The sequence below is a fragment of the Mycobacterium sp. NGS29 genome (assembly GCF_059812965.1).
Genome location: NZ_JCALDR010000014.1, coordinates 107,813 through 130,161 on the forward strand (window position 1 = coordinate 107,813; position 22,349 = coordinate 130,161).

The 22,349-nt window shown below is 68.0% G+C and carries 22 protein-coding genes; 14 read left to right on the forward strand and 8 right to left on the reverse strand.

The features are described from left to right. Positions 1-107 precede the first annotated feature (107 nt). Positions 108-1,859, forward strand: coding sequence for a PE domain-containing protein (locus AC5Y5Z_RS18770; RefSeq protein ID WP_499926851.1), 1,752 nt, complete (start codon positions 108-110; stop codon positions 1,857-1,859). A gap of 1 nt (position 1,860) precedes the next feature. On the opposite strand, the gene AC5Y5Z_RS18775 is transcribed toward AC5Y5Z_RS18770, so the two are convergent. Continuing rightward, positions 1,861-2,526 carry an O-methyltransferase gene (locus AC5Y5Z_RS18775; protein WP_463826708.1) on the reverse strand — a complete coding sequence of 222 codons (666 nt, stop codon included), beginning with the start codon at positions 2,524-2,526 and terminating at the stop codon, positions 1,861-1,863. Between the two features lie 203 nt (positions 2,527-2,729). On the opposite strand from AC5Y5Z_RS18775, the gene sigE reads away from it, so the two are divergent. From sigE to tatB, 4 genes are all read left to right on the forward strand, one after another. Beyond that, positions 2,730-3,509, forward strand: a complete 780-nt coding sequence (gene sigE, locus AC5Y5Z_RS18780) for an RNA polymerase sigma factor SigE (protein WP_499926853.1) — start codon at positions 2,730-2,732, stop codon at positions 3,507-3,509. Between the two features lie 145 nt (positions 3,510-3,654). Beyond that, entirely contained in the window at positions 3,655-4,041 is a 387-nt protein-coding gene (gene rseA / locus AC5Y5Z_RS18785; RefSeq protein ID WP_463826706.1) for an anti-sigma E factor RseA, read from the forward strand. 109 nt (positions 4,042-4,150) lie between these two features. Continuing rightward, the gene (gene htrA / locus AC5Y5Z_RS18790; RefSeq protein WP_499926855.1) at positions 4,151-5,665 is read left to right on the forward strand and encodes a serine protease HtrA; all 1,515 of its coding nucleotides are present in this window, start codon (positions 4,151-4,153) and stop codon (positions 5,663-5,665) included. Positions 5,666-5,771: 106 nt separating this feature from the next. Next, positions 5,772-6,149: a Sec-independent protein translocase protein TatB gene (tatB, locus tag AC5Y5Z_RS18795; RefSeq protein ID WP_499926857.1), complete on the forward strand. Its 378-nt coding sequence runs from the start codon at positions 5,772-5,774 to the stop codon at positions 6,147-6,149. Between the two features lie 8 nt (positions 6,150-6,157). On the opposite strand, the gene AC5Y5Z_RS18800 is transcribed toward tatB, so the two are convergent. The 5 genes from AC5Y5Z_RS18800 to AC5Y5Z_RS18820 form a co-directional block, all read right to left on the reverse strand. Next, positions 6,158-7,309 (reverse strand): Mrp/NBP35 family ATP-binding protein, encoded by a 1,152-nt coding sequence (locus AC5Y5Z_RS18800; protein ID WP_463826703.1) that lies wholly within the window; start codon positions 7,307-7,309, stop codon positions 6,158-6,160. Positions 7,310-7,352: 43 nt separating this feature from the next. Next, complete coding sequence (locus AC5Y5Z_RS18805) at positions 7,353-8,777, reverse strand: lytic transglycosylase domain-containing protein (protein WP_499926859.1); 1,425 nt, start codon at positions 8,775-8,777, stop codon at positions 7,353-7,355. A 127-nt stretch (positions 8,778-8,904) separates the two neighbouring features. Further along, a complete protein-coding gene (locus AC5Y5Z_RS18810; RefSeq protein ID WP_463826701.1) occupies positions 8,905-9,447 on the reverse strand; it encodes a DUF1003 domain-containing protein in 543 nt (180 codons plus the stop codon). Beyond that, positions 9,444-10,754 carry a magnesium transporter MgtE N-terminal domain-containing protein gene (locus tag AC5Y5Z_RS18815; RefSeq protein WP_463826700.1) on the reverse strand — a complete coding sequence of 437 codons (1,311 nt, stop codon included), beginning with the start codon at positions 10,752-10,754 and terminating at the stop codon, positions 9,444-9,446. The genes AC5Y5Z_RS18810 and AC5Y5Z_RS18815 overlap by 4 nt, the downstream gene beginning before the upstream one ends. A 73-nt stretch (positions 10,755-10,827) precedes the next feature. Beyond that, on the reverse strand, positions 10,828-11,358 hold the full coding sequence (locus AC5Y5Z_RS18820; RefSeq protein WP_463826699.1) for a DUF4190 domain-containing protein: 531 nt from the start codon (positions 11,356-11,358) through the stop codon (positions 10,828-10,830). Positions 11,359-11,473: 115 nt separating this feature from the next. Here AC5Y5Z_RS18820 and AC5Y5Z_RS18825 point away from each other — a divergent pair, with 115 nt between their 5' ends. The 6 genes from AC5Y5Z_RS18825 to AC5Y5Z_RS18850 are packed head-to-tail and all read left to right on the forward strand — an operon-like array spanning position 11,474 to position 16,856. Beyond that, positions 11,474-11,998 (forward strand): YflT domain-containing protein, encoded by a 525-nt coding sequence (locus AC5Y5Z_RS18825; protein ID WP_499926862.1) that lies wholly within the window; start codon positions 11,474-11,476, stop codon positions 11,996-11,998. A gap of 15 nt (positions 11,999-12,013) precedes the next feature. After that, complete coding sequence (locus AC5Y5Z_RS18830) at positions 12,014-13,408, forward strand: extracellular solute-binding protein (protein WP_463826697.1); 1,395 nt, start codon at positions 12,014-12,016, stop codon at positions 13,406-13,408. A 50-nt stretch (positions 13,409-13,458) separates the two neighbouring features. Further along, the gene (locus tag AC5Y5Z_RS18835; protein ID WP_499926903.1) at positions 13,459-14,277 is read left to right on the forward strand and encodes a carbohydrate ABC transporter permease; all 819 of its coding nucleotides are present in this window, start codon (positions 13,459-13,461) and stop codon (positions 14,275-14,277) included. Further along, positions 14,267-15,106, forward strand: coding sequence for a carbohydrate ABC transporter permease (locus tag AC5Y5Z_RS18840; protein WP_463826696.1), 840 nt, complete (start codon positions 14,267-14,269; stop codon positions 15,104-15,106). Before AC5Y5Z_RS18835 ends, AC5Y5Z_RS18840 begins: the two co-directional genes overlap by 11 nt. Positions 15,107-15,114: 8 nt before the next feature. Then, a complete protein-coding gene (locus tag AC5Y5Z_RS18845) occupies positions 15,115-16,287 on the forward strand; it encodes an ABC transporter ATP-binding protein (RefSeq protein ID WP_499926865.1) in 1,173 nt (390 codons plus the stop codon). After that, the gene (locus AC5Y5Z_RS18850; protein ID WP_499926867.1) at positions 16,284-16,856 is read left to right on the forward strand and encodes a suppressor of fused domain protein; all 573 of its coding nucleotides are present in this window, start codon (positions 16,284-16,286) and stop codon (positions 16,854-16,856) included. Before AC5Y5Z_RS18845 ends, AC5Y5Z_RS18850 begins: the two co-directional genes overlap by 4 nt. 6 nt (positions 16,857-16,862) lie before the next feature. On the opposite strand, the gene corA is transcribed toward AC5Y5Z_RS18850, so the two are convergent. Beyond that, entirely contained in the window at positions 16,863-17,954 is a 1,092-nt protein-coding gene (corA, locus tag AC5Y5Z_RS18855; RefSeq protein ID WP_463826693.1) for a magnesium/cobalt transporter CorA, read from the reverse strand. Positions 17,955-18,164: 210 nt separating this feature from the next. On the opposite strand from corA, the gene AC5Y5Z_RS18860 reads away from it, so the two are divergent. The 3 genes from AC5Y5Z_RS18860 (at position 18,165) to AC5Y5Z_RS18870 (ending at position 21,333) form a co-directional block, all read left to right on the forward strand. Further along, a complete protein-coding gene (locus AC5Y5Z_RS18860) occupies positions 18,165-19,154 on the forward strand; it encodes a malate dehydrogenase (protein ID WP_499926869.1) in 990 nt (329 codons plus the stop codon). An 89-nt stretch (positions 19,155-19,243) separates the two neighbouring features. Next, complete coding sequence (locus AC5Y5Z_RS18865; RefSeq protein WP_499926905.1) at positions 19,244-20,425, forward strand: NAD(P)-dependent malic enzyme; 1,182 nt, start codon at positions 19,244-19,246, stop codon at positions 20,423-20,425. Between the two features lie 8 nt (positions 20,426-20,433). Beyond that, positions 20,434-21,333 carry a glycine betaine ABC transporter substrate-binding protein gene (locus AC5Y5Z_RS18870; protein ID WP_499926871.1) on the forward strand — a complete coding sequence of 300 codons (900 nt, stop codon included), beginning with the start codon at positions 20,434-20,436 and terminating at the stop codon, positions 21,331-21,333. A 63-nt stretch (positions 21,334-21,396) separates the two neighbouring features. On the opposite strand, the gene AC5Y5Z_RS18875 is transcribed toward AC5Y5Z_RS18870, so the two are convergent. Continuing rightward, on the reverse strand, positions 21,397-22,227 hold the full coding sequence (locus AC5Y5Z_RS18875) for an SDR family NAD(P)-dependent oxidoreductase (RefSeq protein WP_463826690.1): 831 nt from the start codon (positions 22,225-22,227) through the stop codon (positions 21,397-21,399). Positions 22,228-22,349 lie beyond the last annotated feature (122 nt).

The window sequence follows — 22,349 nt, forward strand, 5'->3', positions numbered from 1 at the left end:
AAGGTCGCGGGCGACGGCGGCTGGCGACTTTGGTCGATTTCCGCAACTTTTCGCCGTTCAGGTGCCAAAATGACCGTCGGGCCAATTACGCATCGAGGAGTAGCGAAATGTCATTCGTCACCGTGGCACTGGACGGCATCGAGTCGGCGACCGCAAGCGCATCGCAGATCGGATCGGCACTGAGCACCGGCAACCTCAGCGCGCTACTGCCAGCCTCGGCTGCGGCCGACGAAGTCTCCGTCGCGATCGCCGCGCTGTTCGGCACCCACGCCGGCGAATACCAGGCAGCGGCGGCGCAGGCAGCCGCCTACCACCAGCAGTTCGTGCAGAACCTGGGTGCCGCCGCGACGTCATACAGTGCTGCCGAAGCCGCCGCCCTGCAGCAGCTGGAGGCCACCCTGCTCGGTGGTGGAGCGGCCGCGGCGCCCCTGGCGGCGATCAACGACATCGTCTCCGGCGGGTTCCAGACGCTCATCTACAACCCGGTTCACACGGTCGGTCAGGCCTGGATAGCCAGCCCGTTCGGCCAGGCGGTCGACCCGATCATCAACGCACCCACCAACCTGCTGTTCGGGCGGGATCTGATCGGAAACGGGGCCGCGGGAACGCTGGCGAACCCGACCGGTGGTGCCGGCGGCATCCTGTTCGGCGACGGCGGCGCCGGCTACAGCCCCACCGGCGGGGTGCTGGCGACCGGCGGCAACGGCGGCAATGCGGGACTGATCGGGACCGGCGGCATGGGTGGTGCCGGATTCGGCGGCGGGGTCGGCGGCACCGGCGGGGTCGGCGGTTGGCTGATGGGCAATGGTGGGCTCGGGGGTGCCGGCGGGGCTCTTGCGGGTGGTACCGGCGGTGCGGGCGGCGCGGGCGGTCAGGCCCTGCTGTTCGGCAACGGTGGCTACGGCGGGGCCGGCGGCACCGGGCTCACCACCGGGCCGATCGGGGCGCGCGGCTACCCCGGACTGTTCATCGGCCAGGGCGGGCCCACCTTCATCCCGCCGAGCACCGAGACCGTCACCATCGAGTTCATCCGGCACGGGCAGACCGCCAGCAATGTGGCCAACCTGCTCGACACGGCGGTGCCCGGGCCGCCGCTGACCGCGGTGGGCGTGCAGCAGGCGCAGGCCATTGCCAACCTGCTCAACGGCCAACAGCCCGATTTCGCCGGGATCTTCTCGTCGCAGATGATCAGGACGCAGGAGACGGCCTCCTACCTGGTGGGGCTGGGCACGCAGCCGATATCGCAAGTCATCCTGCCCGGCCTGAACGAGATCAACGCCGGCCTCCTGGAAGACATGCCGCAGATCCCGGCCGGCCTGCTCTACCTGGCCGGACCCGTGGTGTGGACGCTCGGCTTCCCCGCCTTCCCCATGCTGGGCATCTCCGCCGTCAACCCCACCGGCCTGACCTTCGCCAGCAACTTCAACGACGCGGTGCAGACCATGTACAACGCCGCCCTGACACAGCCGAGTCACACGGTCGCCGCCTACTCCAGCGCGCTGGCCATCGAGACCGGCACCATGATGATGGTCGACAATCCCAATCCGTTGCTGCTGGTCACCGGCTCGCTGCCGAACACCGGGACGGTGGTGGTGCAGGGCAGTCCCGGCACCGGCTGGACCATGGTGAGCTACAACGGCGCGCCCGTCGGGCCGGCGAACCTGCCGACTCAGCTGTTCGTCGACGTGCGCAACTTCATCACCGCGCCGCAGTTCGCGGGCTACGACGTGGGCACGGCGCTGTTCAGCGGCGACCCGGCGACCATCGTGAACGCGGTGCGCGACGGCGTTCGCGAGGTCACAACGGCCACCGTGCATTTCCCGTTCGCGCTCGCCGAGACGCTGCTCGGAGCGCTGTAACTCACTCCCGGACGGCGGCCAGCAGGCCGTCGCCCAGCGGGATCAGCGCCGGGGTGAGGCGCTCGTCTTCGGCGATCAGTCGCGCGGCCTCGCGCACCGCCGCCACCTCGGCGTCGCGCGCCTCCGGGTCGCCGGCGCGGCCACCCAGGGCGGCCCGGTGCACCACGATCACCCCGCCCGACCGCAGCAGTCGCACGCCTTCGACCACGTACTCCGGCTGATCGATCGGATCGCCGTCGATGAAGACCAGGTCGTAGGAATTGTCGGCGAGGCGGGTCAGCACCTCTTGGGCACGCCCGCTGATCAGCCGGGTACGCGACGGCCCCACCTGCGCTTCGGTGAACGCCTGCTTGGCCTGCCGGACGTACTCGGGCTCGATGTCGATCGTGGTCAGCACGCCGTCGTCGCTCATGCCGGAAAGCAGCCACAACCCGCTGACGCCCACCCCGGTGCCGACCTCGGCGACCGCCTTGCCCCCGCTGAGCTTGGCCAGCACGCTCAACAGCGCACCGACCGCCGGGGTGACCGCGCCGGCTCCGCTGTCGGCGGCCCGCTCCCGAGCGCCGGTCAGGATTGCATCCTCAGATATCGATTTCTCGGCGTGCGCCACCAGCGCATCAGCTCTGCTGGGGGTCACCCGGCCGGCGGAATCGTCGGTAGTGGACATGTCCGCAGAGTATGCCGAACCGGCTGCGCCGTCGGTCAGGCGCGCCCGGTGTGCGCCGCCCGGACACGCGCGGAGCCGGCGGCGCGATGAACGTCACTCCGGTCGCCATCAGCGCTGGAAAACGCAGGTAACAGTATGGTTTCTCAGCCAAAGCTCAGATTGCTCATACCTCAACCACACTCGGGTAGGCGACGGTGAGCGGTATGGAACGCGGTGTGGGTTGGAGCGACGAAATGGGGAATACCCAGTGGCAACTGCGCGTTGCCGCGGTTGACGAACTGTCGACGTTGGATGGCAGGGGAAGTCCAGAGGAGCAGACCATCACCACCATGAGCCCGACCAGCATGTCCCACCCGCAGCAGGTCCGCGACGACGAGTGGGTGGAGCCGTCGGACGCGCTGCTGGGCACAGCCGTCTTCGACGCAACGGGAGACAAGTCCACCTTGCCGTCGTGGGACGAGCTGGTGCGCCAGCACGCCGACCGGGTGTACCGCCTGGCCTACCGTCTGACCGGCAACCAGCACGACGCGGAGGACCTGACTCAGGAGACCTTCATCCGGGTATTCCGTTCGGTCCAGAACTACCAGCCCGGCACCTTCGAGGGCTGGCTGCACCGCATCACCACCAACCTGTTCCTCGACATGGTCCGGCGCCGCGCCCGGATCCGGATGGAAGCACTGCCCGACGACTACGACCGGGTTCCCGCCGACGAGCCGAACCCCGAGCAGATCTACCACGATTCCCGGCTGGGACCCGATCTGCAGGCCGCGCTGGACTCGCTGCCGCCGGAATTCCGCGCCGCGGTGGTGTTGTGTGACATCGAGGGGCTGTCCTACGAGGAGATCGGCGCCACGCTGGGCGTGAAGCTCGGCACCGTGCGCAGCAGGATCCACCGTGGGCGGCAAGCCCTGCGCGACTACCTGGCCGCCCATCCCGGGCATGGCCTGGGCGCCTACGACCCGTCGGCACGAGCGGCCAGCTGAACCTGTCGTGAGCCGGTTCGGCTACCGCATGGTTGCCAACTGGTTCCGAATCCGGTGGTTATAAGGGCTGAACATGGTTATCGAGCACCGCGCCGCGCTACATTCGAGGTATCGAGGGCTAGTGCGGGTGCGAAGGGATTCAGTGATGACCGACCGGGGGCATGTGTTCCGGCGCGCGTTCTCCTGGCTGCCGGCTCAGTTCGCCTCCCAGAGTGACGCCCCGATCGGTGCGCCGCGTCAGTTCCGGTCCACCGAGCACCTGTCCATCGAGGCCATCGCGGCCTATGTCGACGGTGAGTTGCGGATGAACGCACACTTGCGCGCCGCGCATCATCTGTCGCTGTGCCAGGAATGTGCCGCCGAGGTCGACGATCACACTCGCGCGCGCGCCGCGCTGCGCGACTCTCACCCGATCCGTGTCCCCAGTTCGCTACTCGGGTTGCTGTCGCAGATCCCGCACAGTCCGCACCAGGGTTCGGCGCCATTTTCCGACCCGTTCGCCGACCCCGGTGATCAGCGGAAGCGCAGCTAGCTTGAGCTTTGCCTGCCGCGGTTCACGCCGCCCCGCGGTGACCCGTGGATACTAGGGTGGATGCGGACATGCCCGTGTCGGGCTCAGCAATGGATCTAGAAGAGGAACTGTGACCTCCGACGAAGGCAACAACATCGGCCAGGACACCGAACGGCTGGCACCGCGCCCCATCTACCGGCCGCCGGTCGACCCGTCCTCCCGTCAGACGTTCGGCCGCCCGGCCGGTCAGCAGGGATCCTTCGTGGCCGAGCGGGTGCGCCCGCCGAAGTACCGGGACCAGTCCGAGTTCCGGCCGCACGACCGGCCCACCGACCCGGTGCTGGCCGACGCCTTCGGCCGGCCGTTCGGTGCCACCGAAACATTGCAACGGCATCCGATCGACGCCACCGCGCTGGCCGCCGAGAAGAACGGCGACGGGGACGACGAGCCCGACGATCCGTGGCGCGACCCCGCGGCGGGCGCAGCGCTGGGCACCCCCGCGCTGCCGCCGGTCGTCACACACGCCGAGCAGCGGCACACCGGCAAGCTCGGAGTGCGCGACGTGCTGTTCGGCGGCAAGGTGTCCTACCTCGCGCTGGCGGTGCTGCTGCTGATCGCGCTGGTGATCGGCGCGCTCGGTGGTGTGATCGGCCGCAAGACGGCAGAGGTGGTCGAGGCGTTCACCACCTCCAAGGTGACGTTGTCGACCGCCGGCAACGCCGAGGAACCGGCCGGCCGGTTCACCAAGGTGGCTGCCGCGGTGGCCGACTCGGTGGTGACCATCGAAGCCAAAAGCGACCAGGAGGGCATGCAGGGTTCCGGCGTCGTCATCGACGGGCGCGGTTACATCGTCACCAACAACCACGTGATCTCCGAGGCCGCCAACAATCCCAGCCAGTTCAAACTGACCGTGGTCTTCAACGACGGCAAAGAGGTGCCGGCCAGCCTGGTCGGGCGCGACCCGAAGACCGACCTGGCCGTGCTCAAAGTCGACAACGTCAACAACCTGAGCGTGGCGCGGCTGGGTGACTCCAACAAGGTGCGGGTGGGTGATGAGGTGATTGCGGCCGGCGCGCCGCTGGGCCTGCGCAGCACCGTCACCCACGGCATCGTCAGCGCGCTGCACCGCCCGGTGCCGTTGTCCGGCGAGGGTTCGGACACCGACACCGTGCTCGACGCCATCCAGACCGACGCCTCGATCAACCACGGCAACTCCGGCGGGCCCCTGATCGACATGGACTCCCAGGTGATCGGTATCAACAGCGCCGGCAAGTCGCTGTCCGACAGCGCCAGCGGGCTCGGCTTCGCCATCCCGGTCAACGAGATGAAGCTGGTGGCCGAAACCCTGATCAAGGACGGAAAGATCCAGCACCCGACGTTGGGGATCAGCACCCGCTCGGTGAGCAACGCGATCGCCTCGGGCGCCCAGGTGGCCAATGTCAAGGCGGGCGGGCCCGCGCAGAAGGGCGGCATCCTGGAGAACGACGTGATCGTCAAGATCGGCGGGCGCAAAGTCGCCGATTCCGACGAGGCGGTCGTGGCGGTCCGGCAGCTCACCATCGGCCAGGACGCTCAGATCGAGGTGGTCCGCGACGGACGCCCGGTCACCCTGACCGTCAAACCAGACGCCGACACGAGCTCGTGATGATCGCAAGCGCGGCGCAGCCGGGCGCCGCGGGTCATCACCATTCGACCCTGATGATCGCAAGCGCGGCGCAGCCGGGCGCCGCGGGTCATCACCGTCCCAGCTGATGTTCGCCAACATCGGTTGGGGCGAGATGCTCGTCCTGCTCGTGGTCGGGCTGGTGGTGTTGGGACCCGAACGGTTGCCCGGCGCCATCCGCTGGACCACCGGCGCGCTGCGCCAGGCCCGCGATTACCTCAGCGGCATGACCAACCAGCTGCGCGAAGACATCGGGCCCGAGTTCGACGATCTGCGCGGCCAGATCGGGGAGTTGCAGAAGCTGCGCGGCATGACCCCACGCGCGGCGCTGACCAAACACCTGCTCGACGGCGACGACTCGATCTTCACCGGTAACTTCGATCAACCCGCCAGCGCGCCGGAGCCCAACAAGACGCCCCCGCCGCCTCCGCCCGAACGCACCCCGTTCGACACCGACGCGACGTAGCCCCGTGGTCAGCGCCGGGTGGGGTCCAGCCCGAGCGACATGCCGGCCAGGCCGCGCCGCCGCGAGGACAGGCTGTCGGCGATCCGGCCGAGTTCTTTGCCCACCGCGGAGTCGGGCGCGGTGAGCACCGCGGGCACCCCCGCGTCGCCGGCGCTCACCAGCGCCGGATCCAGCGGAATCTGACCCAGCAGCGGCACATCCGCGCCGACGGCACGTGACAGCCGTTCGGCGACCTGCCGGCCGCCGCCCTCGCCGAACACGTGCAGCGTGGTGCCGTCCGGCAGCGTCAACCCGGACATGTTCTCCACCACGCCGACGATGCGCTGCCGGGTCTGGATGGCGATGCTGCCGGCCCGTTCGGCCACTTCGGCGGCGGCGGCCTGCGGCGTGGTCACCACCAGGATCTCCGCGTTCGGCAGCAGCTGGGCCAGGGAGATGGCGACGTCACCGGTGCCCGGCGGCAGGTCCAGCAGCAGCACGTCCAGGTCACCCCAGTACACGTCGGCCAGGAACTGCTGCAGCGCGCGGTGCAGCATCGGCCCGCGCCACACCACCGGCGTGTTGTCCCGGGTGAACTGGGCGATCGAGATCACCTTCACCTCGTGGGCGATGGGCGGCAGAATCATCGACTCCACCTGCGTGGGCCGGTCGGTGGTGCCCATCATCCGGGGGATGGAGTGGCCGTGGATGTCGGCGTCGAGTACGCCGACGGACAGCCCGCGGGCGGCCATCGCCGCGGCCAGGTTGACCGTGACGGTGGACTTGCCGACCCCGCCCTTGCCCGAGGCGACCGCGTACACCCTGGTCAGCGAGCTGGGCTGGGCGAACGGGATGACGGGTTCGGCGGCGTCGCCGCGCAACAGCTTGCGCAACTCGGTGCGTTGCTCGTCGCTCATCACGTCCAGGCTCACCTGGACCGCGCCGGTGCCGGGCACGTCGTTGACCGCCTGGGTGACCTGGGCACTGATCTCGGACTTTTTCGGGCAGCTGGCGGTGGTCAGGTAGATCCCGACGTGCACGCCACCGTCGGGCCCGAGGTCGATGCTTTTGACCATCCCGAGTTCGGTGATCGGGCGCCGCAGTTCGGGGTCGATCACTCTAGCCAGCGCGGTGCGAATCGCGGTGGTCAGATCGTCGGCGTCATCTCGGGTTCCGGACATCACCGCCGAGTCTAGGCGGCGTGCGGCGCGGGCTCCCGGACGGTCAGCTGACCGGGCCGAGCGCCGGCTCGCCGGGCGCCGGCGGGCTGGGCTGCTGCGGACCGGCCGGCTTGGGCGACGGCGACGCGTTGGGCGCCCGCGGGGCCGGTGCCGGGCCTGTCGGGGCCGGAGCGGCAGGGGCCGGAGCGGCCGGAGCCGGCGGTGCCATCGGCGCCGGGGCGGCGGGCGGAGCAAACGGATCCGGGAACGGCGGCGCGGCCGGCGGCGGAGCCGGCGCAAGCACGATGCCCCCGTTGGGAACCGGCGCTATCCCGGGCTGAACAGCCTCGGGGTTCTGCGAGCTGATGCAGATCAGCGTGCATCCCGGGGTGTTCGTCGGGAGCGGGGCCGGCTGTTGGGCCGGCGGCAGCCAGGGCCACGCCGGTGCTTGCGGCGGACCGTTCAGGTTGGGGTACTGCGCCACGATCTGCGGCTGACCGAAGTCGATCAACGGCATGTGCTGCCCCAGCGGGTCGTTCACGCCCAGTCCGGTCACATTCAGCGGCAGGTTGGGTCCCAGGCCTTCGGTCCGCTCGAGGTGAGCATCGCCGATGGGCGGCGGCGGCCCGGTGATCGGCGGCAGGTCGACCGGGACCACACCGGTGGCGTAGGCGGCGGCCCAGCCCAACACGTTCTGGGCGTAGGACATCGAGTTGTTGTAACGCAGGATCGCGGCCATCACCTGCGCCGGGTCGCGCAGGTTGAGCCCGCCACTGCACAGATACCGGGCAGCGGCCATGGTCGCGTCGAACAGGTTCTGCGGATCGGGGATGCCGTCGCCGTCACCGTCAATGGCGTAACGCGCCCAGGTGCCGGGCAGGAACTGCATCGGTCCCATCGCGCGGGCGTAGGTCACCCGGTTGCCCTGGTTGCTCTGGACGATCACCTCGTTGCCGGGCAGGGAGCCGTCCAGCGACGGACCGTAGATCGGGTTGGTTGCGGTGCCGCGGGCATCGACGGCGCCGCCTCCGGCGTGGCCGGATTCGATGCGGCCGATCCCGGCGAGCAGATTCCAGCTGACCCCGCAATTGGGTTCCAGCGTGGACATCTTGTGCTCGGCGTTGCGGTATGCAGACAAAGCCATGATCGGAATGCCAAGAGCGCCAGGGGAATTGACGACTGTCGGGGGCGGCGGCGCGGAACTGTGCGCGGCGGCGACGTGGAAGCTGGTCGGCACCCGCTGCACGGAGATGACCGTCGGGCCGGACAGGTCGACGTGCGGAGCCGGGCCCACTGCGGCGACCGGTGCGATCGCGGTGCGCGACGGCAGCTTGCCGTGCATCGCGGGCGCCGCGCCGCTGACCGCGCCGGCGAAGATCAGGGGGGAGATCATCACGACGCCGAAAGCCGGCGTCCTCGTCACGTGAAGTGCCCCCTGCCGCACTTTCGCGACGGCCGGGCCAACACCCCAGCGTCCCCCTATGCGCACCTCGACCGTCCTCGATTCATGAGCCGCCGGGAAAGCTGACCTGATTGTTAGCGTCTTGTTAGCTTCGTGAACTAGATCACCATACATAACTCTTGTAACGGGAGTTGCGCAATGGTTCAGAGGTTTCTCAGCTCGATTTCTTAGCTCGCCGCTCGGCACCGTCGGGCACCCGCACGGCGTCACCGTCCGGCGCCCCGGCCGCCAGATTCGCGAGCATGTCGCGCAGATCTTCGAGTTCGTGGCGCAGGTAATCGCGGGTGGCGACCTCGCCGACGGCCAGCCGCAGCGCGGCCAGTTCGCGCGCCAGGTACTCGGTGTCGGCCTTGGTTTGGGCGGCGCGGCGCCGATCCTCTTCCAGGGCCACGCGGTCGCGGTTCTCCTGCCGGTTCTGGGCCAGCAGGATCAGCGGGGCCGCATAGGCCGCCTGGGTGGAGAACGCCAGGTTGAGCAGGATGAACGGATAGGGGTCCCACCGCCAGCGCACGGCCCACAGATTCAGGGCAATCCAAATCATCACGAACACCGTCTGCAGCAGCAGATAGCGGCCGGTGCCGAAGAACCGGGCGATGGATTCGGTGATCTGCCCTACGGCCTCGGGATCCAGCCGGGGGGTGAATCGGCGCGACGTGCGCGGGGTGTACAGGCCCCGCGGGGTCGAGGACTTGCTCACTCCGATGAACCTCCGGGTCGTGCCGGCCGGCCGGCCGGGTCGAGCTGCGGCACGTCCACCCGCCAGTCATGCGGTAGCAGGTGATCCAGCAGGTCGTCGACGGTCACCGCACCCAACAGATGGTTCTGATCGTCGACCACCGGTCCACATACCAGGTTGTAGGCAGCGAAATACCGAGTCACCGCGGCCAGCGGGGTCTCCGGTGTGAGGGTCAGCAGATCGCTGTCGACGATTCCGCCGACCAGTTCGGCCGGCGCCTCGCGCAGCAGCCGCTGCAGATGCACACAACCCAGGTAGTGCCCGGTCGGAGTGGCCGTCGGTGGCCGCGACACGAACGCCATCGACGCCAGCGCGGCGGTCAGGTCGGGGTCGCGCATCCGGGCCAGCGCCTCGGCGACCGAGGTGTCCGGGGCGAGCACCACCGGATCGGAGGTCATCAGACCGCCCGCGGTGTCGGGGGAGTGCTTGAGCAGCCGTCGCACCGGGTCGGAATCGTCGGGATCCATCCGGGTCAGCAACACTTCGGCGTCGGTGGGATTGAGCACGCCGAGCAGGTCGGCCGCGTCGTCGGGATCCATCTCCTCCAGGACGTCGGCGGCGCGCTCGGTGCCCAGCTGGGACAGCACCTCGGCCTGGTCGAGTTCGGGCAGCTCCTGCAGGATGTCGGCCAGCCGCTCGTCGTTGAGGGCGCTGAACACCTCGTAGCGGCGTTTGGACGGCAGGCCACGGATGGCGTCGGCGACGTCGACCGCCTTGCGCCCTTCGAACTGGTCCAGCAGCTGAGCCACACCCTGCCCGGGCATCGCCAGTGCCGACGGCGTCAGGCCGTGCACGTTCTGCCAGTCCACTACGTGCACCGGCCCGCGCCGTCGCAGCCGGCGATGGGTGCGCACCGCGACCCGGCTCACCACCCAGTCGCGGGTCCGGGTCTGCTCGATCCCGAGATCGGCGACAACGAAGTCCAGTCCGGCCAACTCCGGCAGGTCGGGATCGTTGACCTTGACCTGCGTGTCCAGCACCTGGCCCACCGCGAGCACCTCACCCGGCCGCTGCTCGAAATGACGCAGCGACACGTTGCCGGTGCTCAGCGTGACCGCGCTGGGCTCGATTGCTGCGACTCGCAGCATCGGGATGAAGATGCTGCGCCGGGTGGCCAGGTCGACGACCAGCCCCAGTACCCGGGGTTGCTGACGCACGATGCTGATGCCGATCACGACGTCGCGGACCCGTCCGAAGGATTCCCCGAGTGGACCCAGCACCATCATGCGCGGCAGCCGCGCCACGTACACCCTGTTGACGGATCCCATAGATAAGAGCCTAGGAGCGCCCTCGGCGGTCACGCGTGGCGAGTCCGCCGAACGGGTCGCGCGGGGTGTGCGATCAGCGGCTGGCAGCGGCCATCGCGACGAGGTAGATGATGAAAAACACCGCGCCGAGCCCCAGCGTCGTCCCACCCACCGCGATGCCCGCGATCGCCATGCCGCGTCCGGGCTGCTGGGTTTGTTTGATCTGGTTCAGTGCGACGACGCCCAGCACCACGGCGGTAATGGGCAGCGCCGCCCCGATGAAGCAGAACAACATCAGCGGAATGCCGATCACCACACCCACGATCGAGGTGATCAGCGCCGCGAGGGCCATGCCGTTGTTGCCGGGGGCGGCGGGGTAGTAGGGACTGATCGGTCCCGGATAGGGCGGGTAACCGGGAGCCGGGTAGGCCGGAGGAGGCGGCGCAGCGGGATACGGCATGGCGCCATAGTTCGGCGGAGGTGCGTAGCCGGGCGGCGGCGTCGACGGGTAGGGGGGCGGGTAGCTCGGGGCCGGTTGCGAGGACCCTGGCACTGCCCACTGGGTTTCGTCGTACGGGGACGAGGATCCCCCGTAGGCCGCGCCGTCGTCGCGGGGAGCTGTCATGGTGGTCGACTTTACCCGCGCACGGGCCGGTGGCCAGGGGATATCCGGACCGTTGCGGACGCGGCCGGGCCCGCTGCATAGTGCGTGGACCAGGGACGTGAAAGAATGAGGACCGATGACTAGCCCATTCCAACCCGAACAACCCGGGCCCGCGGCGGGCCGTGGTGCCGCGGGTCGGCGCAATGTGCCCGGATTGCCCACCCCGCCCAACGGCTGGCCGGTTGGGTCGTACCCCACTTACGCTGAGGCGCAGTGCGCCGTCGATTACCTGTCCGATCAAGAGTTTCCGGTGCAGCAGGTGACGATCGTCGGCGTCGACCTGATGCAGGTGGAACGGGTGACCGGGCGGCTCACCTGGGGCAAGGTGCTGGGTGGTGGTGTGCTCAGCGGGGCGTGGCTCGGGCTGTTCATCGGGCTGGTGCTGGGCTTTTTCAGCCCGAACCCGTGGGGTGCGCTGGTCACCGGCCTGGTTGCCGGAGTCTTCTTCGGTTTGATCACCTCAGCGGTGCCCTACGCGATGGCGCGCGGGACCAGGGACTTCAGCTCGACCATGCAATTGGTGGCCGGGCGTTACGACGTGCTCTGCGATCCGCAGAACGCGGAGAAGGCACGAGACCTGCTGGCGCGCCTGGCGATCTGACGCTGGGGCGGAAGGTTGCTGTTGCGGCGTTGGGGGGCGGCCGCGCTGGCGGCGCTCACCGTCGCGTCGGTGACCGCGGCCTGCGGCTCTGGGAATTCCGGCCTGGCGATCAGCCTGTATACCCCGGCCACTGACGGGACTACCTACACCGCGATGGCGGCGCGTTGCACGGCGCAAGCCGGCGGGCGCTACCGCATCGCTCAGGTGAGTCTGGCCAGGTCGCCCGACCAACAGCGCCTGCAGCTGGCCCGCCGGCTGACCGGCAACGATCACACCCTGGACCTGATGGGCCTCGACGTGGTGTGGACCGCGGAGTTCGCCGAGGCGGGCTGGGCGCTGCCGTTATCGGCGGACCCGTCCGGGCTGACCGAGTCCGACGCGGTGGCCGATACCCTGCCGGGCCCGCTGCAGACGGCCACCTGGAATCATCGGCTGTACGCCGCGCCGCTGACCACCAACACTCAATTGCTCTGGTACCGAGCAGATTTGGTGGTGCAGCCGCCGCGCGACTGGAGCGGCATGCTGGCCGAGGCGGCCCGCTTGCACGCAGCCGGCCAGCCCAGCTGGATTGCCGGCCAGGGCAACGAGGGCGAAGGTCTGGTGGTGTGGTTCAACACGTTGCTGGCCAGCGCCGGTGGTCGGGTGCTCGCCGAGGACGGCAAGCACGTCACCCTGACCGACACCCCCGAGCACCGCGCCGCCACCGTGACCGCGCTGCGGATCATGAAATCGGTGGCCACCGCGCCGGGGGCCGATCCGTCGATCACCCGCAGCGACGAGGGCACCGCGCGCCTGGCGGTCGAACAGGGCCGCGCCGCACTGGAAGTCAACTGGCCCTACGTCCTGGCGTCGCTACTGGAGAATGCGGTCAAGGGTGGGGTGCCGTTCCTGCGCCTGGACCGGCTGCCCGAGCTGGCCGGCAGTGTCAACAAGCTCGGCACATTCGCACCCAGCGACGAGCAGTTCCGCACCGCCTACGCGGCCAGTCGCAAGGTGTTCGACTTTGCGCGTTACCCCGGCCTGGACGGTCGCCCGGCCAGAGTCACCATCGGAGGATTGAACCTGGCCGTGGCGTCGACCACCCGCCACCGGGCTGAGGCCTTCGAAGCGGTCCGGTGCCTGCGCGACCTGCAGAACCAGAAGTACGTGTCGATGGAGGGCGGTCTGCCGCCGGTGCGGGTCTCGCTGTACTCCGACCCGCAGTTCCAGGCGAAGTACCCGATGTACGGCATCATTCGCCAACAGCTGACCGAGGCCGCGGTGCGGCCCGCGACCCCCGCCTACCAGGCGTTGTCCATCCGGCTGGCGTCGGCGCTGAGCCCCATCACCGCGATCGACCCCGAGCGCACCGCCGACGACCTCGTGGTTGAAGTGCAGAAGGCCCTCGATGGCAAGGGGTTGCTGCCGTGACCGCCTCGGAGCGGCGGCTGGCGTACCTGCTGGTCGCGCCGGCAGTGACGATGATGCTGGCCGTCACGGCCTATCCGATCGGTTACGCGATGTGGCTGAGCCTGCAGCGCAACAACCTGGCCACGCCCGAGGACACCGTCTTCGTGGGCCTGGAGAACTATCAGACCGTCCTGACCGACCGGTACTGGTGGAGCGCCCTGGCTGTGACGCTGGGGATCACGGTGGTCTCGGTGACGGTTGAGTTCATCCTCGGTCTGTCGTTGGCGCTGGTGATGCATCGCACCCTGTTGGGCAGGGGGCTGGTGCGCACCGCGGTGCTGATCCCGTACGGAATCGTCACGGTGGTCGCGTCGTACAGCTGGTACTACGCGTGGACGCCGGGCACCGGTTACCTGGCCGGTCTGCTGCCCGACGGAAGCGCGCCGCTGACCCATCAGATTCCGTCGCTGGGCATCGTGGTGCTCGCCGAGGTGTGGAAGACCACGCCCTTCATGGCGCTGCTGTTGCTGGCCGGGTTGGCGTTGGTCCCCGAGGACCTGCTCCGGGCGGCGCACGTCGACGGCGCGGGCGCCTGGCAGCGGCTGACGAAGGTCACCCTGCCGATCATCAAGCCCGCGGTGGTGGTCGCGCTGCTGTTCCGCACCTTGGACGCATTTCGCATCTTCGACAACATCTACGTGTTGACCGCGGGCGACAACAACACCGGCTCGGTGTCGATCCTGGGCTACGACAACTTGTTCAAAGGCTTCAATCTGGGCCTGGGTTCGGCGATCAGCGTGCTCATCTTCGCCTGCGTCGGGATGATCGCGCTGATCTTCATCAAGCTGTTCGGTGCGGCGGCTCCGGGAAGTGCTGCCGATGGCCGTTGAACGGTTCGAGGGCCGTCGCGTCGCTTTCTGGGTCGTCGTCGACGCACTGGTGCTGGTGTACGCACTGTTGCCGGTGCTGTGGATCTTCAGTCTTTCCCTGAAACCGACATCGAATGTCAAGGACGGCAAGCTGATTCCGGCCCAGGTGACGCTGGACAACTACCGAGGCATCTTCCGCGGCGACATCTTCAGCTCGGCGCTGATCAACTCGATCGGAATCGGGTTGATCACCACCGTGATCGCGGTGCTGCTCGGTGCCATGGCCGCGTATGCCATTGCGCGCCTTGAATTCCCAGGTAAGCGGTTGCTGATCGGTATGACGCTGCTGATCACCATGTTCCCGGCGATCTCGCTGGTGACGCCGTTGTTCGACATCGAACGGGCGATCGGGTTGTTCGACACCTGGCCGGGGTTGATCCTGCCCTACATCACCTTCGCGCTGCCGCTGGCGATCTACACGCTGTCGGCGTTCTTCCGGGAAATCCCGTGGGATTTGGAGAAGGCGGCCAAGATGGACGGCGCGACCCCGGCGCAGGCGCTGGTCAAGGTGATCGCGCCGCTGGCGGCACCCGGCCTGGTGACCGCGGCCATCCTGGTGTTCATCTTCGCCTGGAACGACCTGCTGCTGGCGTTGTCGCTGACCGCCACCAAGGCTGCGACGACTGCGCCGGTGGCGATCGCGAACTTCACCGGCAGTTCGCAGTTCGAGGAGCCGACGGGATCGATCGCGGCGGGAGCGATTGTCATCACGGTTCCGATCATCGTCTTCGTACTGGTCTTTCAGCGAAAGATCGTCGCCGGGTTGACCTCTGGGGCTGTGAAGGGATAGTTGACGCGATGGCCGAGATCGTGCTGGAACATGTGCACAAGAGCTACGCCGACGGTCACGTGGCCGTTCGGGACCTGAGCATCACCATCGCCGACGGCGAATTCCTGATCCTGGTCGGCCCGTCCGGCTGCGGAAAGACCACCACGCTGAACATGATTGCCGGACTCGAGGACATCTCGTCGGGCGAGCTGCGTATCGGCGGGGAGCGGGTCAACGAGAAAGCGCCCAAGGACCGCGACATCGCCATGGTGTTCCAGTCCTACGCGTTGTACCCGCACATGACGGTGCGCCAGAACATCGCGTTTCCGCTGACGCTGGCCAAGCTGAAGAAAGCCGACATCGCGCAGAAGGTCGAGGAGACCGCGAAGATCCTGGATCTGACTGCCCTGCTGGATCGCCGGCCCGCGCAGCTCTCCGGCGGCCAGCGGCAGCGGGTCGCGATGGGCAGGGCAATCGTGCGCCACCCCAAGGCATTTCTGATGGACGAGCCGTTGTCCAACCTCGACGCCAAGCTGCGGGTGCAGATGCGCGGCGAGATCGCCCGGTTGCAGAAGCGGCTGGGTACCACCACCGTCTATGTCACCCACGATCAGACCGAGGCGATGACGCTGGGCGACCGGGTGGTGGTGATGCACAGCGGTCTGGCCCAGCAAATCGGTACGCCCACTGAGCTTTACGAGCGGCCGGCGAATCTGTTCGTCGCCGGCTTCATCGGCTCGCCGGCGATGAACTTCTTCCCTGCCACGTTGACGACCCTCGGGTTGAAGCTGCCGTTCGGCGAGGTGACGCTGTCCCCCGAGGTGCAGGATGTGATCGCATCGCACGCCGCACCGGACATCGTCATCGTGGGGGTGCGCCCCGAGCACATCGCCGATGCCGCGTTGATCGACGGCTATCAGCGGATCGGTTCGCTGGTGTTCCCGGCCGGCGTCGACCTGGTCGAATCGCTGGGGTCGGACAAGTATGTGTACTTCACCACGGCCGGTCCCGAAGTTCACTCGGCCCGGCTGGACGAAGTGGCCGCCGAATCGGAGGTCAACGAGAATCAGTTCGTGGCAAGGGTTTCCGCTGAATCGAAGGCGGCCATGGGCCAGCAGATCGAATTGGCCTTCGATCCCGGCAAAATCGCTGTGTTCGACGCCGACACCGGCGTGAACCTCACGCTGCCGCGCGTCAAGTGACACTCGACGCGGTGCGGGGCCACCTGCGCAGTCACTTCGCCGGTATCGAACCGGATTCGGCGAGTGTCACCTTCCTCGGTGCCGAACCCATCGAGGTGTTGCGGTTCCGCGCGGCCGGCGTGACGCACTACGTCACCCTGGGATGTTCGCGGGCTGCGATGACCGATCCGACCGAGCTGGTCACCGACCAGCTTCGCGGCCCGCGTGCCGAAGTGGTGCTGCGGCTGCGTGATCCGGGACCGGTCACCGGATTGGCGCGCAGCCTGGCCATAGTGGCCGCGACCCCGGCGGTGGAAGGCATGGTGCTGGTGGCCGACGCGCTGATCGACCTGGGTGCGCCACTGTGGTCGGGCGCGCCGTTCACCGCGGTGTTGTTGGGGCACAGCGAGATTGCCGACCTGCCGCTGCAGGCACCGCGGGCGCCGGTGGAATTCCTTTCCGCGACGCCGGTCACCGCGACCGAGGCTGCCTGGGTGCGGCTCAAAGGTGCCGAAGCGATGCGCCAGGCCTGGTTCAGCGACGGCGTCGACGTGTTGGACCCGAATCGTCCTGCCGCGCAACCCAATTAGCTCGGGTTACAGCCAGCCTCGGCGCCGGAAATTGAAGTAGAGGAACATGCAGACGATCACCATGAGACTGACCACCGACGGGTAGCCCCACTTGGAGTCCAACTCCGGCATGAAGTGGAAGTTCATCCCGTAGATCCCGGCGACCATGGTGGGCACGGCGACGATACCGGCCCAGGCCGAGATCTTGCGCATGTCCATGTTCTGCTGCATGCCCGCGCGGGCCAGCGCGGCCTGCACCAGCGAGTTCAACATTTCGTCGTAATTGGTGATCTGGTCGGCGGCCTCGGTCTGGTGATCGGCGACGTCGCGCAGGTAGCGCCTGACCTCCTTGGAGATCAGGTCCTTGTTGTCGGTCTGCATCCGCATGAATGCGGCCGACAGCGGCGCGACACAGCGGCGCATCTCGACGACCTCCCGCTTGAGCAGGTAGATCGGCTCGACGTCGATCGAGCGCTCCGGCGCGAAGGCGACCACCTCGATAGCGTCGATGTCGTCTTCCATCAGGCTGGTCACCGCCAGGTAGTGGTCCACCACGGTGTCGGCGATCGCGTGCATCACCGCGTAGGGACCCAACCGCAGGTGTTCGGGATTGCAGTCCATCCGCTTGCGGACCTCGTGCAGGCCGCCGTGTTCGCCATGGCGGACCGTGACCACGAAGTCCGCGCCGACAAAGATCATGATTTCGCCGGTCTCCACGATCTCCCGGGCCAGCGCCACTGACTCGTGCGGCACGTAATTGATGGTCTTGAGGACCAGGAACAATGTCTCGTCGTAGCGCTCCAGCTTGGGCCGCTGGTGGGCGTGTACGGCGTCCTCGACCGCCAGCGGGTGCAATCCGTAGACGTCGGCCACCTGCTGCATCTGGGCCTCGTCAGGTTCGTGCAACCCGACCCACACGAAGGCGGACTGTCCGAGTTCTCGAACTTTGGCCAGCGCTTCGGCGGGCGCCCACTTACCGGGCAGCCGGGCGCCGTCGACGTAGACACCGCAGTCGACCAGGGTCGGCACCGGCGGATCGGGGACCGGGTGAACGTGTTGCGTTTTCTGCCGGGCGACCGGTCTGAGCGCTTCGGGCAATGCGTCGAATCCAGGGAACACATCGACCTCCGATCGCTGGACAGGTCTGACCGGCGGTGGTCATCGTACGCGTTCAGGCGCCTTTCATCAGTGCCTACAGCCGGTCAGACAGCGGATTCCCAGCCACGGCATGGACCGGCGGATTCGCGACGGCGCCGGTGCGCTAGTTTCGACGCCAAACCCGTCTAGAGGATCCGTCGAACGAGGATCCGTCAAAGGAGCAGAACCGACGTGAGCGCAAGTCCTTTCAAGGTCGCCGTCACCGGTGCCGCCGGCCAGATCGGCTACAGCCTGTTGTTCCGTCTGGCCAGCGGCTCGCTGCTGGGCCCGGACCGCCCGATCGAATTGCGGTTGCTCGAGATCGAGCCCGCCCTCAAGGCGCTCGAGGGTGTCGTGATGGAACTCGACGACTGTGCGTTCCCGTTGCTGGCCGGCGTGGAGATCGGCGCCGACGCGAACAAGATCTTCGACGGGGTGAACCTGGCTCTGCTGGTCGGCGCCCGGCCGCGCAGCAAGGGCATGGAGCGCGGCGACCTGCTGGAGGCCAACGGCGCGATCTTCACCGCCCAGGGCAAGGCGCTCAACGAGGTCGCCGCCGACGACGTCCGGATCGGGGTGACCGGCAACCCGGCCAACACCAACGCGCTGATCGCGCTGAGCAATGCTCCCGATATCCCCAAGGAGCGGTTCTCCGCGCTGACCCGCCTGGACCACAACCGGGCGATCTCCCAGCTCGCCAAGAAGACCGGCGCCAAGGTCACCGACATCAAGAAGGTCACCATCTGGGGCAACCACTCGGCCACCCAGTACCCCGACATCTTCCACGCCGAGATCGGTGGCAGGAACGCCGCTGAGGTGGTCGACGACCAGAACTGGGTCGAGAACGACTTCATCCCGACCGTCGCCAAGCGCGGCGCGGCCATCATCGAGGCTCGCGGCGCCTCCTCGGCCGCCTCGGCCGCATCGGCGACCGTCGACGCGGCGCGGGACTGGCTGCTGGGCACCCCGAAGGACGACTGGGTGTCGATGGCCGTGTACTCCGACGGTTCCTACGACGTGCCCGAAGGCCTGATCTCGTCGTTCCCGGTCACCACCAAGGACGGCAAGTGGGAGATCGTGCAGGGTCTGGAGATCGACGAATTCTCCCGCGGCAAGATCAACGCGACCACCGGCGAGCTGGCCGACGAGCGCAACGCCGTCACGGAGTTGAAGCTGATCTGAGCCTGCTCGCTTGAGGCGGGTACGCGACAGCGGTTCGGGGATCGCCGGCCGGGCTGAGTACGCTGAGGGCTGTGTCTGAGACGCTTGACATGATGACAAGTCTTCCCGAGCAAACACCGCAGGTCCTGATCACCGACGAGGAAATCTTCGAGGCACACGTCGGCGGCAAGCTGTCGGTGGAACTCACGGCACCGCTGGATACCAAGCGTGCGTTGTCGATCGCCTACACCCCGGGCGTGGCGCAGGTCAGTCGCGCGATCGCCACCGATCGCACCCTGGCCGCCCGCTACACCTGGGCCAACCGGCTGGTCGCCGTCGTCAGCGACGGCAGCGCCGTGCTCGGTCTGGGTGACATCGGCCCGGCCGCGTCGCTGCCGGTGATGGAAGGCAAGTGCGCGCTGTTCAAGGAATACGGCGGCCTGAACGCGATCCCGATCGTGCTGGACACCAAGGATCCCGACGAGATCGTCGAAACCCTGGTGCGGCTGCGCCCGACGTTCGGCGCGGTCAATCTCGAGGACATCTCCGCGCCGCGCTGTTTCGAGATCGAGCGACGGGCGATCGAGGCGCTGGATTGCCCGGTAATGCACGACGACCAGCACGGCACGGCGATCGTCGCGCTGGCGGCGCTGATGGGTGCCACCAAGGTGCTCGGCCGGGACATGGCCGCGGTACGGGTGGTGGTCTCCGGTGCCGGGGCCGCGGGTGTCGCGTGCACGAATCTGCTTCTGGCGAGCGGAATCTCAGACATCACGGTGCTCGACTCGCGCGGCATCGTGCACAGCGGCCGCGACGACATGAACGTCGTCAAGGATGAACTGGCGCGTCGCACCAACCCGAGCGGGCGCACCGGCGGACTGGTCGAAGCGCTCGACGGCGCCGACGTTTTCCTCGGTGTCTCCGGGGGATTGGTGCCCGAAGAGCTGATCGCCACCATGGCGCCGAACGGCATTGTGTTCGCCCTGTCCAACCCCGACCCGGAGATCCATCCCGACGTCGCGGCCAGGTACGCCGCCGTCGTCGCCACCGGGCGCAGTGACTTCCCGAACCAGATCAACAATGTGCTGGCCTTCCCCGGGATCTTCCGCGGCGCTCTGGACGTCGGGGCACGCCGTATCACCCAGCAGATGATGGTTGCCGCGGCCGAGGCGATTTACTCGGTGGCCAGCGAAGACCTGGCCATCGACCGGATCGTGCCGAGTCCGCTGGACCGGCGGGTCGGCGACGCGGTGGCCAAAGCGGTGGCTCTGGCCGCCGACTTCTCCGATTGAGGGTAGGCATGGGCAGGCTGGCCGCGCTGCTGCTGGCCCTGGTGGTGCTCAGCGGATGCTCATCGGGCGCCACCGACCGGGAGTTGGTGGTGGGTTCCACCCCCGACTCGAAACTTCTTGCGGCACTGTATGTTTCGGCGCTGCGTTTCTACGGTTTTGCGGCACGCGTCGATACTGCGACTGATCCGATGGCCAAACTGGATGATGGCTCGTTCGCCATCGTCCCCGCCTTCACCGGCACGGTGTTGCAGAGCCTGCAGCCCGGAGCGTTGCCGCCGCCGGACACCGGAGGGCGGTCGGACACCTCGGCGCACCGCGGCGCGGCCGCGTCCGACGATTCCGCGCAGTCCGACGCCCAGGTCTACCGCGCGATGAATGCGGCTCTGCCCGAAGGGATCGCGGCGGGCGACTTCGCCACCGCGGCCGAGGACAAACCCGAACTGGTCGTCACCGGGGCGACCGCGGCCGGGTGGGGCGGCAGCGACCTCGGCCTGCTACTCGTGCACTGTGACGGGTTGCGGATAGGCAGCGTCGCCAACCGCCAGCCGCCGTCGACAGTGGGAACCTGCCGGCTGCCCGTGCTCCGCGAATTCCCGGACAGCGCAACGATGTTCGCGGCTCTTCAGGCCGGCGAGCTGACCGCGGCCTGGGCCAGCACCGCCGACCCCGCGGTGCCTACGAACCTGGTTGCGCTGGCGGACGGCAAACCTGCGCTGATCCGGGCGGAGAATGTGGTGCCGTTGTACCGGCGCAACGAGCTGAGCAAGCGACAGTTGCTGGCAATCAATGAGATCGCGGGAGTATTGGACACCGCCGCGCTGGTCGAGATGCGCCGCACAGTGGCCGGCGGGAGCGATCCGCAGGCAGTGGCCGACGCCTGGTTGGGCGAGCACCCGCTGGGGCGTTGACGCTGCGCTGGCGGCGGGCTGCACTCGAACTTCGCCGCCCTGGACGCAGCATCGACGCGGGCGTCAGCGCTCGGACGGGATCACCCGGCTGATGAACATTTCGGTGAGGCGCTGATAACCCGAACCGGTGACGCGCACCATCAGATCCAAGGCGACGGCGTCCGGACCGACCAGCACCCGCGCCTTGTTCTTGCGCACCGCCTGCAGGATGACCTTCGCAGCCCGCTTCGGGCTGGTGTTGGCCAACCGCTTGTCGAAGAGTTCGGCCAGATCGTCGCGGTTGTGGCCTTCGCCCACGGTGGCGTTGCGGGCGATCGCAGTCTTGATGCCGCCCGGATGCACGGTGGTGACGCCCACCGGGTGGCCGTGCAGCCGCATCTCCTGACGCAGCGCCTCGGTGTAGCCGCGCACCGCGAATTTGGCCGAGTTGTAGGCGGAGTAGCCCGGCACCGAGAACAGGCCGAAGATGCTGGAGATGTTGATGACATGCCCGTCTCCGGAGGCGATGAGGTGCGGCAGGAAAGCCTTGGTGCCGTTCACCACACCCCAGAAGTCGACGTCCATCACCCGTTCGATGTCTTTGAACTGCTCGACCTCGGCGTCACCGGTGTGACCGATGCCGGCGTTGTTGTAGATCTGATTGACCTTGCCGAAATGTTCGGCGACCTCGTCAGCGTAGAGCAGGAAGCGCTCGCGCTCGGTGACGTCGAGCCGATCGGCCTTGACCTGCACGCCGATAGCTTTCAGCTGCTCCTCGGTCTGCGCCAGTCCTTCGGCGTCGACATCGCAGATTGCCAAACTGGCACCCGAGCGTCCCAGCTCCAGGGCCAACGCCTGCCCGATGCCCGAACCAGCGCCGGTCACCACGGCGACCTTCCCGGCAAACCCCTCCATGGGCACTCTCCCTCGTGTCGGTTCCGGGTAGAGATTAGTCGGTACCGGCGGTCCCGGGTGACTGCGGGGCATTGATTCTGCGCTGGCGGCGGGAGTTTCTCGAACTTCGTCGCCCTGAGCGC

Coding starts and splice junctions, on each gene's coding strand:
- AC5Y5Z_RS18770 (WP_499926851.1), top strand. CDS start 108: ATGTCATTCGTCACCGTGGCACTGGACGGCATCGAGTCGGCGACCGCA.
- AC5Y5Z_RS18775 (WP_463826708.1), bottom strand. CDS start 2,526: ATGTCCACTACCGACGATTCCGCCGGCCGGGTGACCCCCAGCAGAGCT.
- sigE (WP_499926853.1), top strand. CDS start 2,730: ATGGAACGCGGTGTGGGTTGGAGCGACGAAATGGGGAATACCCAGTGG.
- rseA (WP_463826706.1), top strand. CDS start 3,655: ATGACCGACCGGGGGCATGTGTTCCGGCGCGCGTTCTCCTGGCTGCCG.
- tatB (WP_499926857.1), top strand. CDS start 5,772: ATGTTCGCCAACATCGGTTGGGGCGAGATGCTCGTCCTGCTCGTGGTC.
- AC5Y5Z_RS18800 (WP_463826703.1), bottom strand. CDS start 7,309: ATGTCCGGAACCCGAGATGACGCCGACGATCTGACCACCGCGATTCGC.
- AC5Y5Z_RS18815 (WP_463826700.1), bottom strand. CDS start 10,754: ATGGGATCCGTCAACAGGGTGTACGTGGCGCGGCTGCCGCGCATGATG.
- AC5Y5Z_RS18820 (WP_463826699.1), bottom strand. CDS start 11,358: ATGACAGCTCCCCGCGACGACGGCGCGGCCTACGGGGGATCCTCGTCC.
- AC5Y5Z_RS18825 (WP_499926862.1), top strand. CDS start 11,474: ATGACTAGCCCATTCCAACCCGAACAACCCGGGCCCGCGGCGGGCCGT.
- AC5Y5Z_RS18835 (WP_499926903.1), top strand. CDS start 13,459: ATGATGCTGGCCGTCACGGCCTATCCGATCGGTTACGCGATGTGGCTG.
- AC5Y5Z_RS18840 (WP_463826696.1), top strand. CDS start 14,267: ATGGCCGTTGAACGGTTCGAGGGCCGTCGCGTCGCTTTCTGGGTCGTC.
- AC5Y5Z_RS18845 (WP_499926865.1), top strand. CDS start 15,115: ATGGCCGAGATCGTGCTGGAACATGTGCACAAGAGCTACGCCGACGGT.
- AC5Y5Z_RS18865 (WP_499926905.1), top strand. CDS start 19,244: ATGATGACAAGTCTTCCCGAGCAAACACCGCAGGTCCTGATCACCGAC.
- AC5Y5Z_RS18870 (WP_499926871.1), top strand. CDS start 20,434: ATGGGCAGGCTGGCCGCGCTGCTGCTGGCCCTGGTGGTGCTCAGCGGA.
- AC5Y5Z_RS18875 (WP_463826690.1), bottom strand. CDS start 22,227: ATGGAGGGGTTTGCCGGGAAGGTCGCCGTGGTGACCGGCGCTGGTTCG.